This window comes from Gemella sanguinis ATCC 700632, assembly GCF_000701685.1.
Lineage (GTDB): Bacteria > Bacillota > Bacilli > Staphylococcales > Gemellaceae > Gemella > Gemella sanguinis.
The window spans coordinates 28,000-46,062 of record NZ_JNJO01000004.1 but is presented as its reverse complement, the minus strand read 5'-3'; the positions used below and the strand labels follow the sequence as shown (position 1 = coordinate 46,062).

16 protein-coding genes are annotated in these 18,063 nt (G+C 28.7%); all 16 read right to left on the bottom strand.

Going from position 1 to position 18,063, the window contains the following annotated elements; all coding sequences use genetic code 11:
* Positions 1-7 precede the first annotated feature (7 nt).
* On the bottom strand, positions 8-445 hold the full coding sequence (gene rplM, locus T369_RS0103320; protein WP_003144827.1) for a 50S ribosomal protein L13: 438 nt from the start codon (positions 443-445) through the stop codon (positions 8-10).
* A gap of 250 nt (positions 446-695) precedes the next feature.
* Positions 696-2,159, bottom strand: a complete 1,464-nt coding sequence (gltX, locus tag T369_RS0103315) for a glutamate--tRNA ligase (RefSeq protein WP_006364943.1) — start codon at positions 2,157-2,159, stop codon at positions 696-698.
* 140 nt (positions 2,160-2,299) lie between these two features.
* A complete protein-coding gene (locus T369_RS0103310; protein WP_006364944.1) occupies positions 2,300-4,141 on the bottom strand; it encodes an acyltransferase family protein in 1,842 nt (613 codons plus the stop codon).
* A gap of 12 nt (positions 4,142-4,153) precedes the next feature.
* A complete protein-coding gene (locus tag T369_RS0103305) occupies positions 4,154-6,322 on the bottom strand; it encodes a Tex family protein (RefSeq protein ID WP_031551715.1) in 2,169 nt (722 codons plus the stop codon).
* A gap of 1 nt (position 6,323) precedes the next feature.
* Entirely contained in the window at positions 6,324-7,451 is a 1,128-nt protein-coding gene (alr, locus tag T369_RS0103300; protein WP_006364947.1) for an alanine racemase, read from the bottom strand.
* Position 7,452: 1 nt separating this feature from the next.
* Positions 7,453-7,806, bottom strand: a complete 354-nt coding sequence (gene acpS / locus T369_RS0103295) for a holo-ACP synthase (RefSeq protein ID WP_006364948.1) — start codon at positions 7,804-7,806, stop codon at positions 7,453-7,455.
* A gap of 120 nt (positions 7,807-7,926) precedes the next feature.
* A complete protein-coding gene (locus T369_RS09265; RefSeq protein WP_031551710.1) occupies positions 7,927-8,856 on the bottom strand; it encodes a GTP-binding protein in 930 nt (309 codons plus the stop codon).
* 54 nt (positions 8,857-8,910) lie between these two features.
* Positions 8,911-9,975, bottom strand: coding sequence for an NAD(P)-dependent alcohol dehydrogenase (locus tag T369_RS0103285; RefSeq protein ID WP_031551707.1), 1,065 nt, complete (start codon positions 9,973-9,975; stop codon positions 8,911-8,913).
* A gap of 269 nt (positions 9,976-10,244) precedes the next feature.
* Positions 10,245-10,967, bottom strand: coding sequence for a zinc metallopeptidase (locus T369_RS0103280; protein ID WP_371505917.1), 723 nt, complete (start codon positions 10,965-10,967; stop codon positions 10,245-10,247).
* A gap of 276 nt (positions 10,968-11,243) precedes the next feature.
* Positions 11,244-12,551: a ribosome biogenesis GTPase Der gene (gene der / locus T369_RS0103275; RefSeq protein ID WP_031551703.1), complete on the bottom strand. Its 1,308-nt coding sequence runs from the start codon at positions 12,549-12,551 to the stop codon at positions 11,244-11,246.
* Positions 12,552-12,638: 87 nt separating this feature from the next.
* Entirely contained in the window at positions 12,639-13,847 is a 1,209-nt protein-coding gene (gene rpsA, locus T369_RS0103270) for a 30S ribosomal protein S1 (RefSeq protein WP_031551701.1), read from the bottom strand.
* A gap of 81 nt (positions 13,848-13,928) precedes the next feature.
* Positions 13,929-14,660 (bottom strand): tRNA (guanosine(37)-N1)-methyltransferase TrmD, encoded by a 732-nt coding sequence (trmD, locus tag T369_RS0103265; RefSeq protein WP_031551699.1) that lies wholly within the window; start codon positions 14,658-14,660, stop codon positions 13,929-13,931.
* Positions 14,660-15,169 (bottom strand): ribosome maturation factor RimM, encoded by a 510-nt coding sequence (rimM, locus tag T369_RS0103260; RefSeq protein ID WP_031551697.1) that lies wholly within the window; start codon positions 15,167-15,169, stop codon positions 14,660-14,662. The genes trmD and rimM overlap by 1 nt, the downstream gene beginning before the upstream one ends.
* Positions 15,170-15,181: 12 nt before the next feature.
* On the bottom strand, positions 15,182-16,741 hold the full coding sequence (locus T369_RS0103255; RefSeq protein WP_031551693.1) for a PhnE/PtxC family ABC transporter permease: 1,560 nt from the start codon (positions 16,739-16,741) through the stop codon (positions 15,182-15,184).
* Entirely contained in the window at positions 16,716-17,453 is a 738-nt protein-coding gene (gene phnC, locus T369_RS0103250; RefSeq protein ID WP_031551692.1) for a phosphonate ABC transporter ATP-binding protein, read from the bottom strand. The genes T369_RS0103255 and phnC overlap by 26 nt, the downstream gene beginning before the upstream one ends.
* Before the next feature lie 145 nt (positions 17,454-17,598).
* Positions 17,599-17,946 carry a DUF6568 family protein gene (locus tag T369_RS0103245; RefSeq protein ID WP_031551689.1) on the bottom strand — a complete coding sequence of 116 codons (348 nt, stop codon included), beginning with the start codon at positions 17,944-17,946 and terminating at the stop codon, positions 17,599-17,601.
* Positions 17,947-18,063: the final 117 nt, after the last annotated feature.

Sequence of the window (18,063 nt, the reverse complement as noted above, 5' to 3'; positions counted from 1 at the left end):
TCCTATATTATCCACGTAATTCGTATTTTTCTGGTTTTTGTGCTGCATGTGGGTGTTCTGCTCCACGATATACGTGAAGTTTCATTCCTTGAGCTCTACCTAAAGTATTTTTTGGTAACATACCTTTGATAGATAGTTCTAAAAGTTCTTCTGGATATTTTTCTACCATTAATCCAGCAGTTCTTTCTTTTAACCCACCTGGGTGCATTGTGTGACGACGGTAAATTTTATCAGTTAATTTTTTACCAGTTAACACAATTTTCTCAGCATTGATAATGATAACATTATCCCCAGTATCGATATGTGGTGTATAAGTAGGTTTGTGTTTCCCTCTTAAAATTGAAGCTACTTCTGATGATAAGCGACCTAAAGTTTGTCCTTCAGCATCGATTACATACCATTTTTTTTCTACAGTTGATGGCTTTGCCATATATGTTTGACGCATGTCTTTATTTCCTCCTAGATGTTGTTTTAATCTGTCATAACGACTAAGTTTTCCGGGGCTTACTCGTGAAGATATATAAACAATATCACTAGATATATTACCTTATTTAACGGTAAATGTCAAGTTTTTTTCTTTACTTTGTTTATATATATTCATAAATTTTTGCCACAAAAAAATCAGAAATTAAATCTATTTAAATTAGGTTTATAATCTAAATAGATTTAATTCTTTTTTCGACTTTTCTATTATATTATTTTATAAGATCCAATGCAACTTTTACGCGTGTTGATACACGTTCTTTTCCTAATAATTCTAAACTAGTGTTTAATTCTGGTCCGTGCATTGAACCTGTTGATGCAATACGTATAGGCATAAATAGATTTTTACCCTTCACTCCTGTATCTTTTTGAATCGATTTTATTAGGGCTTTAATATTATCAGCAGTGAATTCTTGTATACTATCTAACTTTCCTAAAAAGTCTTCAAATACAACTTTTGTAGAATCTTGTTTTAATATTTCTAATTCTTCTTCATCAAATTCAATATTTTCATTAAAGAATTGTTTTGTTAATTCGACAATCTCTGCACCATAACTCATTTGTGGTTGATATAATGAGATTAATTTTTCAAACCAAGCTCTATTATTTTCAACTTCTTCTTTTGTCGCTACACCTTCTTTTACAAAGAATGGTAATGATAATTCCACTATTCTTTCTAATGGTTGTGCTTTAATATACTGGTTATTAATCCAAGTAAGTTTATTATTATCAAAGAATGCTGGAGATTTACTTAAACGTTTTTCATCAAAAATCTTAATAAATTCTTCTTTAGTAAAGATTTCTTGCTCTCCTTCTGGTGACCATCCTAATAATGTAATAAAGTTAAATAGTGCCTCTGGTAAATATCCAAGATCATCATATTGTTCTATAAATTGAATAATAGTCTCGTCACGTTTTGATAATTTTTTCTTATTTTCATTAACTATTAATGTCATATGTCCAAATCTTGGTGGTTCAAATCCAAGTGCTTCATATACAACTAATTGCTTTGGTGTATTCGAAACATGATCATCACCACGTAATACGTGAGAGATTTCCATTAAATGATCATCAATTGCCACAGCAAAATTATATGTTGCAACTCCATCATTTTTAACAATTACAAAATCACCAAAATCATGACCTTCAAATGAAAGTTCTCCTTTTACCATATCATCAAAACTGTATGTTCTGTCTTGAGGAACACGAATACGAATTGATGGTTTTCTTCCTTCTTTCTCAAACGCTTCTTGTTCTTCTTTTGTTAAATGTGCATGTTTCCCACTATAACGTGGAGGAAGTCCATTAGCAATTTGTTCTTCTCTTTCAGCTTCTAATTCTTCTGCAGTCATATAACATTTATATGCTTTGTCTTCTGCTAAAAGTTGCTCAGCATATTTTCTGTAAATATCTAATCTTTCTGATTGGCGATAAGGACCAAATTCTTTTTCTTTTTCGATTCCCTCATCATAATCAAGACCAAGCCAATCCATATATTTAAGTTGACTTCGTTCACCTTCTTCTTTATTACGTTTAAAGTCTGTATCCTCTATTCTTAGTACGAAATCCCCACCATAATGTTTAGCAAATAAGTAATTAAATAATGCTGTTCTTGCATTTCCGATATGCAAATTCCCTGTTGGAGATGGTGCATATCTTACTCTCACTTTTGTCATAGTTATCACCTTCTAGTTTCTTAAAATTTATATACTAAATAATTATAACATAAATTGCAATTATTTTTCAATGAATGTTTAAATATTTATAAATATAATAAGTGCTAAGTTTGATCTCTAAACTTAGCACTTATTATTTATTATTTTATTTCTACTGGATGTTTCAAACTCTTCTCAATTAATGATACCATAGTTTCCACACCCTCTGAGTTCAAGTGAACTTTATCTGGCTCAAAATAGTTTTGATTATTATTTGCTACACTATACCAATCAATTATTGTAATATCAGAGTGGCGTTCTTTAAGGGCGTCTAACTCTTTATTAACTGTTTTTTCCCAAGTTCTTGGAACCTTAACATTAACAAAGTAAATATCTGCTTTATCAAATTTTTTCACTAGTTCTTCTACTTGAGACTCAGTGAAAAATCCATTAGTACCCAGCTGGAATATTACTGCTGTATTCTCGTTATTGTAATTAGCATATTGATCTGCTAACGCAGTAGCAGCAGTTAGTTGTCTACTAATTTTTCCATCAATTATTGCACCAGGGTATTTTTCTTTTATTTTTTCACCAATATCTACAGTAAGTGAATCACCGATAACTAAAAGAGAACTATACTTTTTGTCTTCAGATTTATTACCTTCTTGATTATTATTGTCACTTTTATGCTCACTACTATTATTAGTGTTATTTTCATTATTATTTGAAATGAATTGACTCTCTTTATTATTGCTCATCTCAGTTACAAATGCTGTAGAAAGATATGGTACAGATTTACCAAATACTCCCATTGTAAACACAACAGCAACTAAAGCTATTGAAGCAAAAATTATTTTTTTTGTATTATTTTTAAATTTCATTATTCTCTTAAATAGTAAATTAATATAATTTACAAATCCTAACTTTCTTATTGGAGTTTCTACAAACATATAACTTCCAGTTGCTACTAGGAAAATTAAAACTATTCTTAATGTAACATAAAATAAGTTTGGATTACCTATTTCTGAAACTGGTGTAGTTACAACCAATATTGGGAAATGCCATAGGTATAAACTATACGATATTTTCCCAATAAAAACAAATGGTTTAAATGACAATAGTTTTGACATGAAAGTATACTGTCTTCCACTACTTATTATAATAATAAGTCCTATTATTGCTACTAATAAGAAACCACCTCTATACAACCATGTATTATACTCAGAAGTGTTTATCATTATACCTATTAAAACTAGAATAGATACAAGTGAAACAATACTGTATATCATATTATCTTTCTTTGTAGTTCTTTCTGATAATCTATCCATTGGATACAATATAGCTCCAACTACTCCAACAAGTAAAGAAAATGCTCTTGTATCAGTACCAAAATATATTCTATTAATATTATTAATATCAAATAATAGAATATGAGCAATTAATGATACTAAAATTAATGATAAAACTACATAAATAAAATTTTTATTTAATTTACTGTTACCATTATTAGATTTACTTTTTCTATTAAATATTAGAAAGATTAATGGGAAAAACATATAAAATTGTTCTTCAATTGCTAAAGACCATAAATGTTTAAAAGGACTTTGTGATCCAAAACTATCAAAATAGTCTAACTTATGGAATATATACCACCAGTTACTACTATAAATGTAACCAAATAAAGCGTCCAAATAACTTTTTTTAAGTAGAACACCATTAAAAAGTGTAATTATTATTAAGACTACAGTTATCATAAAATAAACTGCTGGTAATAATCTCCTTGCTCTTCTTACATAGAAATTGTATAAATTAACCGTTCCAGTACTCTTATATTCTTTTATTATTAATGAACTAATTAAGTATCCCGATAATACGAAGAATAAATCTACACCTAAGAATCCTCCAGGGAGATAATTCGCATCGATATGATAGATTATTACAGCTATAACGGCTATAGCCCTTAAACTATCTATACTCGGTAAATATTTTGTTTTTTTACTCATCTATCATTCCCCCTAATCCTTAAACATAGCTAACCCGACTCTTGATCGGTCTTTATCTACATCAATAACATAAACATCAACAATCTGACCTACACTAAGTACGTCTAATGGATTTTTAATATAATTCTTACTGATTTTAGAAATATGAATCATTGCATCTTGTTTTAGACCTATATCTACAAATGCCCCAAATTGAGTAATATTTCTTACAGTTCCTGATAACTTCATACCTATTGACAAATCGTCAAGTGTAAGAATATCAGATTTTAACAATGGTTTAGAAAAGTTTTCTCTTTCATCTCTTAACGGTTGCTTCAAATCTTTAATAATATCTTCAAGAGTCTCCATTCCAACACCAATTTTTTCTGCAATATTCTTTTTATCAATTTCTTCAATTTTAGTAGAGAATTCTTCTGTTCCGACTTCTTTTGTAGTTAGGTTGAGTTCTTTTAGTAAATTTTCAGCAGCCTTATAACTTTCGGGGTGAATTCCTGTTGCATCAAAAATATTTTTACTATCTGGTATTCTTAAAAAACCTACGCATTGTTCATATGTTTTTTTCCCAAGTCTAGGGACCTTTGATATTTCTTTAATTGTCTCAATTTTCCCATTTTCTTGGCGGTAAGCCACAATATTCTTAGCTATTTGCTTATTAACACCCGATACATAAGATAATAGAGAAATAGAGGCAGTATTTATATTTACACCTACCTTATTAACCGCAGTTTCCACGACAAAAGTTAACTCTTTTTCTAAATATTTTGGTGTTATATCATGTTGGTATTGTCCTACGCCAATTGATTTAGGATCAATTTTTACTAACTCACTTAACGGATCCTGAATACGACGCGCTATTGAAACAGCGCTTCTTTCCTCAACATTGAAATCTGGAAACTCTTCACGAGCAACTTCACTAGCAGAATACACACTAGCTCCCGCTTCATTAACAATAATATAATCTATTTTAAGTCCTGCTTCTCTTAAATTCTCAACTACAAACTTTTCGGTTTCTCTAGAAGCTGTACCATTTCCTATCGCTATTAAGTTAATATTATGTTTAGTAATAAATTTTATTAAATCTTTTTTCGATTTTTCTTGTTTTTCTATAGAAGCTGGCTTATGTGGATAAATTACCATTTTATCTATAAAGTTACCATACTCATCAACAACAGCCATCTTACAACCCGTTCTAAAAGCAGGGTCTATCCCCAGTACTTTTTTATTTTTTAATGGGCTTTGCATTAATAGTTGTTTCAAATTCTCCGAAAAAATTACAACAGAATCTTCTTCAGCTTTTTTTGTTAAATCACTACGTATTTCTCTTTCAATAGATGGATAGATTAATCTCTTCATACTATCTTCTATACACTCAAATAGAATTTTGGCAATTTCAGTATCTCTATTACGAGTTATTCCTCGTAATATATATTGACATAAACGATCTTTGTCATTATCTATACTAACTCTTATAATACCTTCTTTTTCTGCTCTATTTAATGCTAATATTCTATGTGAAGCAATCTTAGATACTCTTTCTCCATACTCATAGTAATTTTTATAAGTAGAATTTTCATCTTTTTCTTCTCCACCTTTTTTTAATGAAGATGTTATTTGACCAAACTTCTTAGTATTTTCTAACACATACTCTCTATATTTAGCATTGTCTGAAATATTTTCAGCTATTATGTCTAAGGCAAATCTAATGGCTTCTTCTTCATTATTAACTTCTTTTTCATTATTAATATACTTACGAGCTTCTTTGTTTAACTCGCTTAGTGATTTAGGTAATTTCAATATATATTTAGCTAAGTTTTCTAATCCTTTTTCTTTAGCTATTGTTGCTTTAGTTCTTTTTTTCTCTTTGAACGGACGGTATAAATCTTCTACTCTTTGTAATTTATCTTGTTTTAAAATATCCGCTTTTAAGTCATCAGTTAATAATCCTTTTTCTGATATTAATCTAATAACCTCTTCTTTTCTTTCTTCAAGTGATTTCAAATAATTAAATTCATCTTGTATTAATTTTATAGCAACTTCATCTAAAGAATTCGTTAGTTCTTTTCTATATCTTGCGATAAAAGCTATTGTATTGCCCTCTTCAAGTAAATTAAGTACATTAGTAACATACTTTTCTTTTATCTTTAGCTTGGCAGCTAGATTCTTTGTAATAATTTCGTACATTCTATAACTCCGTATTGTTTAAGTAATATTTTCTTGGTACCCTTTGATTTATACAACAAAATATTTCATAACTTATAGTTTTTTGATAGTCAGCAAACTCATCTACTGAAATTTTTTGGTTATTGTATTCACCAAAGACAAGAACATCATCCCCCACTTTGATTTTTTCTGAGCATCTTACCATAAGTTGGTCCATACATACTCTTCCTACAATTTCACATTCTTCTCCCGCTACATTCAATTTAAAACCTTGTGCTCTTCTTAATAATCCATCTGCATATCCAATCGGAACAGTTGCAATGTACTCATCTTCTGAAGTTTCATAAGATATACCATAACCAACTTTTGTTCCTTTAGGTATTCTTTTTACATGTGTAACCTTACTAACTAAAGATGCTACTGGCTCTAATTCTAATTTATTTAATTTTTCAATATTTTTACTTGGATAACATCCATATAACGATATTCCTATTCTAGATAAATTATAATTATCATCTCTATCATTGTATTTTACTGTACCTGCAGAATTTTCAATATGAACATATCTTGGTTTATGTTTAAATAGAGCAACTAGTCTATTGAAATTAGCAGTTTGGTAATCATCATAGTCATTATTCTCACCATCAGCATTTGAGTAATGCGAGAACACACCTTCAAACTCTACTTTTGGATAATCAAGTAATTCATCAATTTCTAAAATTTCTTTTTCTTCAAAAGTACCTATTCTATTCATACCTGTTTCAATTTTTACATGAACTTTTAATTTTCCAGTAATTGAATCAAGTTCTTTAATTGCCTCTTCTAACCACTCTTTTGAAGGACATGTTAAGGAAATATTATTCTCCACAGCATATTTTACATTTTTCGGATTAGTAACACCAAGCACTAAAATTAAACTTTCTTTTATAACTTCTTTTAATTCAAGCGCCTCTTCAAAAGTTGCAACAGCAAAATGCCTTACACCATTTTCATAAAGTAACTTTGAAATTACTTTAGAGCCTAACCCATAAGAATTAGCTTTTACTATAGCTAATCCTACTTTTTTATCACTTAGGTTATTTAACTTTTCATAATTACGTAAAAGTGCATCTAAATTAACAATTAAGCGTGTTGGTCTATCATTTATCATATTAGTCCTCTCTTTCTAAAACAACAAATGCTACTGCAGTTGTATCCGTATGACTAATTGTTACATGTGTAATATAGTTACCATAAACAATATACGGCCTCCCTTTTTCGTCTTTTAAAACCTCAATATCATGAAAAGAAAACTCTTTTGATATACCTACTCCAAGAGCCTTAGACATCGCTTCTTTAACTGCAAATCTACTAGCTAGATATTCTAGTTTTCGGCGGTGATTTGTTATTTTATTGAATTCATTTAATTCATTATTTGTGTATAATTTTTTAAGTCGTGTTTTATTATTAATATACTTTTCAAAACGAATAATATCAACAATATCACAACCAATACCATAAATCATTTGTTACCTCTTTATTTAACCTTTTTTCTATTATATCATTAATGCAGATTTTATGAAAGCCACCTACATAAAAAAATAATAAATCCCAGTATTCCACTGAAATTTATTATTTTTTTCAATTTAATTTTCAAATAGTTTTTCAATAATATCTCTATTAAGATTTGTCCCTATCACTACAGCATTATTACCTAAAGAGTTATTATTACCTGTTATTTCATAATTATTTCCTACAAGATCGAATTTATAATTATTATCTTGGATTGTTAAGTTTCCTTTTACCCTTTCTACTTTACCTACTTTATTAGACATCAAGTAAAGCAAAGTATAACTTAGTTTATCTAAGGAAGTTACACCTATATTTTTTAAAGTATATTGTTCTAATTTTTTTTCTGGTTGCTTTTTGTCAATTTTAAATTTCAAAGTTAATTTATTATCAGTTTCTAAGAAAATACCCGTTGTAGAAAAAATATACTCCCATGTCTCATTATCCCATTTAGAATAGTGTTTGAAGGGGAATTTTATATCTCTATTTATATTGAGTGCATTTTTTATTTCAATAAACTGACTTTCATCAAGATTTTCTGATTTACTAACTACTACTATTCCATTATAAAATAATTCTTCTTTTACATATTCACTGTAGTTTTCAAGGATATTTTCATAATTTTTAGCATCTATTATTAATATTGGTAGTCCCAACTCTATTCTTTCATAACTTATTTTTTTTATTTTTTCTATAATATTATTAATTTTAGCAACTCCACTTGGTTCTACTATAAGATAGTCGGGATTTAAAGTATTCGCAATTGTCAAAATTGAATGTGTAAAATCAAGATTTGTAGAACAACAAATACAGCCATTTGTTAATTCCCATACTTTTACATCATCTTCATTATCATCTATATCACTTTTTAAATAATCGCTATCTAAATTTAAATCACCAAACTCATTTTCCAAAATTACTATACTTTTATCAGTCTTTTCAACAAGTGACTTAATAAATCTTGTTTTCCCAGAGCCTAAAAACCCTGATACTAGTATAATTTTCATAAAAACACCACCTAAAAATAGCGGAAAAGTTAACCAACTTTTCCGCTACTATTTTTATTCTTCTTCCAAAATTACAATTGGTTTAATTAAATCAGCTGGTTTATCTTTCATTAATAATAATGCATCTTCAACTTTATCAAATCCATGGAATCTATGTGTTAATAAATGAGTAACATCTAATTTTCCACATTGAATTAATCTAGCAAGTTTTTCTATTCTTAATCTACCACCTGGCATTAATCCACCTAGAATTTGTTTGTGTCCCATACCTACTCCCCATTCTACACGAGGGATGTTGATGTAAGTACCTTTTCCTAGGTAGTTAACATTACCTACTTTACCACCAGGTTTTAGACATTTAATAACTGGTTCCATAGTTTGAACTCCACCACCAGCAATAACTGCTTTATCAACACCTTGGCCATTAGTTAATTTTAAGACTTGTTCATCAATTGAACCATCTTTATAGCCGATAAAATCAGTTGCTCCATATTTTCTTGCAACTTCACGACAAATTTCACGAGTACCTACTGCGATAATTCTTGAAGCACCTCTTAAATTAGCTCCTGCAACAGCCATTAGACCAACTGGACCAATTCCCACTACTAAAACTGTATCTCCAAATTGAACATCAGCTAATTCTACACCGTGGAATCCTGTTGGAACCATATCAGATAACATACATGCTTCTTCTATACTTACACCTTCTGGTATTAAAGCTAAGTTACCATCTGCATCATTTACATGGAAATATTCTCCAAACATTCCATCTTTAAAGTTAGAGAATTTCCAACCTGCTAGCATTCCCCCTGAGTGCATAGCAAATCCAGCTTGAGCTTCAAGAGAATTCCAGTCTGGTGTAATTGCTGCAACCATGACTCTATCTCCCACTTTAAAGTCTTTTACTAATTCTCCGACTTCAGCAACAATACCACATCCTTCATGACCTAATATCATGTCTTCCCTTTCTCCGATAGCTCCTTCCCAAACTGTATGCACATCAGATGTACAAGGTGACAGTGCTAAAGGTTTTACTAAGGCATCATTTGGGCCACAATATGGTTTTTCTTTTTCAACCCAACCGATTTCCCCTATTTTTTTCATTGCAAATCCTTTCATAATGTTCTCCTCCTTTAGAATTTGTTGTCTTAATTATCTCATTATTATTCACGTTTTTCAAGCTAATTACACGTTTAAAACTCACTATATAACTAATATTATTTCATTTTAAGTAATTTAATACTATAATATTTGATACAAGTATTAAATTTATAGTATTTAGTAAGTTAAGATTATTAAACTAACTTATATTTATAGAATGTAATTATATAATTTATATAAATTTCTAAAAAAAAGAATGATTACCTTTCGATAATCATCCTTTTTTATTAATCTCTATTGCTTCCTAACAAGATAAATACAAATCTTAGTAATTCCATTAAAGCAACTACTGCTGCTGCTACATAAGTTAATGCTGCAGCTGTTAAAACTTTACGGCAATGTCTATTTTCCTGTTCATCTACAATATTTAAATCGACTACTTGTTCTAAAGCACGCTTAGAAGCATCAAATTCTACTGGCAGTGTTACTACTTGGAATAATACTGCAAATAGCATAAATCCAACTCCTACCCAAGCAATAGTATAACCAAACGTACCAATTAATCCTGTTAATAAGAAACCAACCATTATTAAAATCATTGATAGGTTTCCACCAAGATTTGCTAGTGGAACTAGCGAGTGTCTCCATCTCATCGGTTTGTAGTCTGCTACTTTATCTTGAATAACGTGTCCAACTTCATGAGCTGCTATGGCTACTGATGCTACAGTAGGTTGTGAGTAAACTATTGGTGATAATACCACTATATTTTGAGTTGGATCGTAATGATCTGATAACTCTACCTCACCTCTTACTACTTGAACACCTGTAATACCATTTGCTTGCATAATAATCTCTGCAACTTCTTTTCCAGTTAAACCTGATTTTGTTCTTACTTTTTTATATCTTTCATATGTTCTTTTTACTTTAAATTGTGCCCATAACGGGATCAACATAACTAGTAAAAAGTAAATTATATAACTACCTGACATTCCATAATATCCTATAGGCATATATATTACCTCCTAAAGTAAAGTATTAATAGAATTATACCATGTTCTAAAATTAATTGCTAGTGTTTTGACTATCTTTTACTATTGAAATTTTTATAAATTTCTTAAAGTATATTTCTATAAAATCACCTACTAAAATCCTCATTATTTTATATTAACTATTATTATATATTAAAAATATCGTATAATAGCTATAATATCATAAAAAGAAAAAACGGACATATATAAAGAATGTCCGTTTGATTTTTAAAATCCAACAATTTTTTAATAATAAAATTAATTTCTTTGTCTAGTGAGTAATTTTATAGGAGTTCCTTCAAAATTAAATGAATCTCTAATTCTATTTTCTAAAAATCTCTCATATGAGAAGTGCATTAGTTCCGGATAATTTACGAAGAACACAAATGTTGGAGGATTAATCGCAACTTGTGAAGCATAAAAAATATTAAGTCTTTTACCTTTATCCATTGGTGTTGGGTTCATTGAAACCGCATCTACAACAATCTCATTAAGAGTTGAACTTTGAATGCGACGTTGTCTATTTTCATAAGATTCTTTAATTAACGGAAAAATACTGAAAACTCGTTGCTTTGTTTTAGCCGAAACATAAACTATTTTAGCATAGTCTAAATACGCAAAACTATCTCGAATTTTTTCATCAAACTCTTTCATTGTTTTATCATCTTTAGCTATTGCATCCCATTTATTAACAACAATAATTACACCCTTACCTGATTCATGAGCATAACCTGCAACTTTTTTATCTTGTTCAATAATACCCTCTTCAGCATTAAGAACAACTAAAACAACATCAGAACGTTCAATTGCCTTTAGCGATCTAAGTACTGAATATTTTTCACAGTTTTCGTATACTTTTCCACGTTTTCTAATACCTGCTGTGTCAATTACTACATATTCATCACCATTATACTTAAAGTCTGTATCTATAGCATCCCGAGTTGTTCCTGCGATTTCTGATGCAATAACACGCTCTTTCCCTAATATTGTATTAATTAAACTCGATTTCCCTACATTTGGACGCCCAATAAGAGAAAATCTAATTTTCTCATCTTCTTCATCTTCCTCAAGAACTTTAAAATTTTTACAAACTTCATCTAATAAGTCTCCAATACCTAGTCCATGAGATCCCGAAATTGGGAATGGATCACCAAAGCCTAATGAATAGAAATCATAAATCATGTGATTCATATCAAAATTATCAATTTTATTGACTGCAAGAACTACTGGTTTATCCGTTTTATATAGTAATTTTGCAACTTCTTCATCATCACTAGTTACTCCATCACGTCCATTAGTTAGAAAAATAATAACATCCGCTTCATCTATAGCTAACTCTGCTTGAGCTCTAATTTGTTTTTGGAACGGAGTATCTTCTAATTCAATTCCTCCAGTATCAATCATAAAGAATGAATAGTTAAGCCATTCAGCTTTAGAGTAAATTCTATCACGTGTTACCCCAGCTACATCTTCTACTATAGAAAGTCTATCTCCAATAATTTTATTAAAAATTGTTGATTTACCTACATTTGGTCTTCCAATAATAGCAACTGTTGGTTTCGCCATTTTTCTACCTCCATAATTTTATATTCTTGTAAAAAATAAAAGCAATAGACAAGTTAATCTACTGCCATTATTTCTTTATTTTATAAATTAAAGTTCTAAATCTTTGAATTTATCCCCTACACTAAAAGAAGTATCTTCTTCTTTTAAAAATGAAGTATCATATTCTGGTTCTTCTTTAACTTCTTCTTTAACAGGTTTTTCCTGTAACTCTTTAATTGATAAAGAAAGTCTTTCATTTTCGAAATCAACGTCTAATACTTTGACACTAACTTTATCTCCAATGTTAAGAACATCTGTTACATTATTTACTCTATCATGAGAGATTTGAGAAATGTGTACTAGACCTTCTACATCATCCATAACTTCAACAAATGCACCAAATGCAGTAGTATTTCTTACTACTCCTTCTAATACATCTCCAGCTTTAATAGTAGCTCTTGCTACTTCCCATTGAGTTGGTAATAAAGTTTTTGCTGATAATGAAATTTTTTCGTTTTCTTTATCTACTGCAATAACAGCAACTTTTACAGTATCTCCTACTGAAAGTGCATCTTCTACTTTTTCAAGACGACTATGAGAAATTTCTGAGATATGTAGTAAACCATCAACTTCTCCAATATTCACAAAAGCACCGAAGTTTGTAATGCGACTAACTTTACCTTCAATTACATCGCCCTCATTAATATTTCCATATACTTCTGCTAATTTTTTAGCTTTTTCTTCTTCCAAGATCACACGTCTATTTAAAATAATTTTATTTTTAGCTTTATCTACTTCTTCGATTTTGAATGTATATTCATTTCCTACAAACTTAGATAAATCTTTTCTGAACTTAGTATCAATATATGATCCTGGTATAAATGCACGTAGACCATCTACATCAGCTAATAAGCCACCTTTAGTTTGTGAAGAAACTGTAGCTGTGATATACTCACCATTTTCGAATTTTTCGATTAATTGAGCCCATGATAACTCCATTAATTTTCTATATTCTGCGTTTTCTAAAATTTTGTGTGATAAATAAATAACTCCTGGTACGTCTTCAGATCTTTTTTCACGGTCTGTACGTATACCTGTTACTTGTGCTTCTACCTCATCACCAACTGATAATACTTCTTCAATATTTTCAAATGGTTTTCTAGTGATTTGATTACGTAAAATAACACAATCATACTGTGCACCCGCAACATCAACGTAGACTTTATCATTTTCAATCTTTGATACAGTACCTGTTACTTTATCTCCTTTTTTTAGCATTTCTGAGCTGTTTAATAATTCCTCAAATGAAGTTGTCATTACTTCTAATCCTCCTGTGCTTACAATACATACTATACTAATATTATACAATAAAATATATATTATGTCATTAATTTTACGTTAATTTCTTAACTCTTTTTTTATTTCATCTAAAATTTTTGCTTCTTCTTTGCTTAAATCATAGTTTTCTAACATATCTGGTCTTCTAATATAGGTTCTTCTTAAACTTTCTTTCATACGATATTTTTCTATATTTTTATGATGACCCGATGTTAAAACATCTGGTACTAGCATTCCCTTATAATCTTTTGGCCTTGTATATTGTGGATATTCCAATAATCCTGTTGAGAAAGAATCATCTTTATGTGATTCTTCTTTCCCTAAAACATCTGGTATTAATCGAGCTATACTATCGACCATCGTCATTGCAGCAAACTCGCCACCAGTTAGTATAAAGTCACCAATAGATAATTCATCAGTAACCAAGTACTCTCTAATTCTCTCATCATACCCTTCGTAATGCCCACAAATAAAAATTAAATGATCTTCTTTTGATAGTTCTTCAGCTTTCTTCTGATTAAATCTTTCACCTTGAGGACAGAGTAAAATTATACGAGTTTTATCTGTTTTATTTAAACTTTCTACAGCATTAAATATTGGTTCAGGTTTTAAAACCATCCCTTGTCCGCCACCAAATGGATAATCATCAACTTGATTATGCTTATTACCTGAAAATTTTCTATAGTCAACAATATTTATATCAAGTATATTCTTATCTCTAGCTTTTCCTAATATCGAATGATTAAGTGATGTAAACATATCTGGAAATAATGTTAAAATATCTATTTTCATTAATCTATTAATCCTTCCATAATCTCAATATCAATCTTTTTATTTTGTACATCAACATTTTTCACTACATCTGCAATATAAGGTATTAAGATTTCCTTACCATTTTCCCCTTTTATTACCCAAACATCGTTGGCTCCAGGAGTTAATATTTCCACAACCTCACCTAGTAGTATATTATTTTCATCAAAGACTCTACAACCAATTATTTCATGAAAATAAAATTCATTCTCTTCTAATTCAGAAATATTCTCGGAATCAACTTTTAATTGTAAATTTTTAAATTTTTCAGCTTCATTAATTGAATCAATTCCTTCAAACTTAACTAATAAACTGTTTTTATGAGAACGATAGCTCTCAACTACAACTTCTTCTATAACCTGATTCCCTCTTGTTATTAATAATTTACTACCTTTTTTAAATCTTTCTTCTTCAAAATCTGTAGAAGAAATAACTTTTACTTCTCCTCTTAATGAATGAGTATTTACAATTTTACCCACTTTTAATCGCATGCTAATCTCCTTTTATTTTTTTACTTTTATTCTAATTAAATATGATATATTTTCTATTATTATTATTGTTATACATAATCCAATTAATAATGTTGAGATTCTATTCCAGTTTCTATATTCTATATTATTTACAAGAAGATGACCAATTCCTCCTGCTCCAACCATACCTAAGATTGTTGAATTTTTAATATTGGATTCAAATCTATACAATACTATTGAAATAAATTCTGGAAAATATCCATTAAATATTATTTTTATATAACTCACAAAACTTCCTAATCCCAAACTTTTCGTTGTTAATAATATATTCTCCTGTATACTTTCGAGTACTTCTGAATACATTTTTGTTATTACACCAACTGTATAAATATATAGAGCAAAAAAGCTACTTATCATTCCTGGACCAAATCCTCTAAAAAATATAAGAGCGACAATGATTGGTGGAAATGTTCTTAAAATATTTATAACTACCTTAAATACCACTGCATTATACTTTCCGAATAAGTTTACTGAAGAAAAATATGATGTGAAGATTGCCGTAAGTGCTGCGAAAATTGTTGCAAATAATGCAATTTCAAGACTCACTAATAATTCACTTAACATTTTCCCAAAATAGTTGGTATCTGGATGAAATAATCCTATTATTAAAACTTTTAATTGTTTTAAGCCTAGTAAAAATCTCTCATTTGTTATATTAACAAATTTACTTACATATATTACACTCCCCAACAATACTGCAGGTACAATCACCTTAACACTATATTTTTTCAAAATAAAATCGTTATATGTAACATTTATATTATATTCTCTACTTCTAAAATAATAGCTAATCATATCCATAATAAAAATTAATAGAATTAATATTAGTATAATTAATGATACCCTATCATATCTAAGATGATTAAGTTCTTGCCATAATCTTTGACCAATTCCACCTGCTCCAACTAAACCAAGAACACTTGCTCCTCTTATACTTGATTCTAACATTAGAAAATAAACTGATATAATAACTGGTTTTAAATTTGAAATTATCGCTGTTTTATATATTGCAAATTTTGAAACACCTAAACATTCTATTGCTTCTAAATGTTTAACATCAACTTCTTCTGCATATTCTTTTAATAATTTAGAGGCTGTAAGGAGGTTTATTATATACATACATATAAAACCACTAAAGACTCCTGTACTAAATAAACTAACTAAAATAGCAGCAATAATTAAAAATGGAATTGTTCTAAAAATTGAAAAGATAGCACTTATTATTCTTGGAATAAACTTCAATTTGAAAAGAACATTAGTTGTTAAAGGTAAAACCAGTAAAGCTGTAAATAATGCTAGAATTGTTGAAAATAATGCAATATTTATTGTTTCCAATATTGGTTGTTTTAATTCATCTAATATACTAAAGTCAATAGGAAACATCCTTTTTAATAAGTTTTGAATCCTGCTAAATCCTACTGAAAAATCATTAGAACTATAAAATTCAAAAGATATACTAATTAAAAATATAATAGATAGTACTAATAAAAGTTTATTTAATGTTTTTTTAATTATAAAGTTCTTTAAATTCATAATCATTCACCTTATCAGAATCTTTATAAAATAAAATTTTTCCGTCTTTCAATCCTAATATTTTTGTACTATATTTTTTAGCTAATTCCTTATCATGTAAGTTTATTAGAACCGTTATATTATTTTCAGTATTTAATTTTTTAAAAGTATCCATTATTAATGATGTATTTTTTTCATCTAAGCTACTTACAGGTTCGTCAGCTAATAATAGCTTAGGTTGCTGTGCTAAAGCCTTCGCTATAGCAACCCTCTGTTTCTGACCACCGGATAAGTATTTTGATTTTCTAAAAGCCTCTTCTTCTAAACCAACCCTTTTTAAATATTCTAAACCTTCGTTATAATCTTTTTTAGTATATCCAAAAAATAAATTCAGAAAATTTTTCTTAGCTAAATATGGGGTTAATACATTTTCTATGGTATACAAATTATCCAATACATTATAATCTTGAAATATAAAAGATATGTCTCGACGAATTTCTTTAAGTTGTTTCTTACTACTTGATAAAATATTTTTATTATCAAATATTATTTCACCTTTTTGAGGGACATTAAGCATATTTAAACATCTTAATAATGTGGACTTACCAGCACCACTTTTCCCTACAATAGCTATAAAATCATTATTTTCCACCTTAAATGAAATATTGTCTAAAATAGTCTTATCTCCATATTTAAATGTTAGATCTTTAATCTCTAATCCCTTATTATTCACCTTATCACCCCATTCAAATTACTCTTGATAATAATTTTAATAGTAAAATTTCATAATTATTATTATATCACTTTATATAATATTTTTCAGTAATTAATAGAAAAAACTTATTACTTTTAAAACAATAAGTAATAAGTTCTTAATACTATTTTACAAATTCTTCAATTTCTTCAACTGATAAACTTGAATCACAAACAACTTTGACATTATTTTTCTCAGAGACTACTAGTCCTGGAACTGTTTTTACATTATATTTTTCTCTAAATTTTTCAATTCCTTCTGCATCTTTAAAATCTTCACTGTTAATAAAATATGCACTTAATTTATTAACTTCAACAACTTGAGATAATTTCGGCATAAATCTTCTGCAAAATGGACAAGTAGCTCTACCAATAAAAAGTATAAACTTATCCTCTAATTCAACTTTTTCAAAAGCTGTTTTTGAGTCAATTTGTGTAAAATTCTCTAAATATTCTTCAAATGTTTTTTCCATGCTTGATACACTCCTGTAAATTATAATACTTAATTCTACTACCAATTTTACTTATTATCTATTTATTTGCTCAAAAAAAGTAGTATACTTTTGTACACTACTTTTTACTCTATTCAA

Coding starts and splice junctions, on each gene's coding strand:
- trmD (WP_031551699.1), bottom strand. CDS start 14,660: ATGAAAATAGATATTTTAACATTATTTCCAGATATGTTTACATCACTT.
- rimM (WP_031551697.1), bottom strand. CDS start 15,169: ATGCGATTAAAAGTGGGTAAAATTGTAAATACTCATTCATTAAGAGGA.
- acpS (WP_006364948.1), bottom strand. CDS start 7,806: ATGATTTATGGTATTGGTTGTGATATTGTTGATATTATTCGTTTTGAA.
- T369_RS09265 (WP_031551710.1), bottom strand. CDS start 8,856: ATGAAAATTATACTAGTATCAGGGTTTTTAGGCTCTGGGAAAACAAGA.
- der (WP_031551703.1), bottom strand. CDS start 12,551: ATGGCGAAACCAACAGTTGCTATTATTGGAAGACCAAATGTAGGTAAA.
- alr (WP_006364947.1), bottom strand. CDS start 7,451: ATGATAAATGATAGACCAACACGCTTAATTGTTAATTTAGATGCACTT.
- T369_RS0103255 (WP_031551693.1), bottom strand. CDS start 16,741: ATGAATTTAAAGAACTTTATAATTAAAAAAACATTAAATAAACTTTTA.
- gltX (WP_006364943.1), bottom strand. CDS start 2,159: ATGACAAAAGTGAGAGTAAGATATGCACCATCTCCAACAGGGAATTTG.
- rpsA (WP_031551701.1), bottom strand. CDS start 13,847: ATGACAACTTCATTTGAGGAATTATTAAACAGCTCAGAAATGCTAAAA.
- T369_RS0103245 (WP_031551689.1), bottom strand. CDS start 17,946: ATGGAAAAAACATTTGAAGAATATTTAGAGAATTTTACACAAATTGAC.
- T369_RS0103285 (WP_031551707.1), bottom strand. CDS start 9,975: ATGAAAGGATTTGCAATGAAAAAAATAGGGGAAATCGGTTGGGTTGAA.
- T369_RS0103280 (WP_371505917.1), bottom strand. CDS start 10,967: ATGCCTATAGGATATTATGGAATGTCAGGTAGTTATATAATTTACTTT.
- T369_RS0103305 (WP_031551715.1), bottom strand. CDS start 6,322: ATGTACGAAATTATTACAAAGAATCTAGCTGCCAAGCTAAAGATAAAA.
- rplM (WP_003144827.1), bottom strand. CDS start 445: ATGCGTCAAACATATATGGCAAAGCCATCAACTGTAGAAAAAAAATGG.
- T369_RS0103310 (WP_006364944.1), bottom strand. CDS start 4,141: ATGAGTAAAAAAACAAAATATTTACCGAGTATAGATAGTTTAAGGGCT.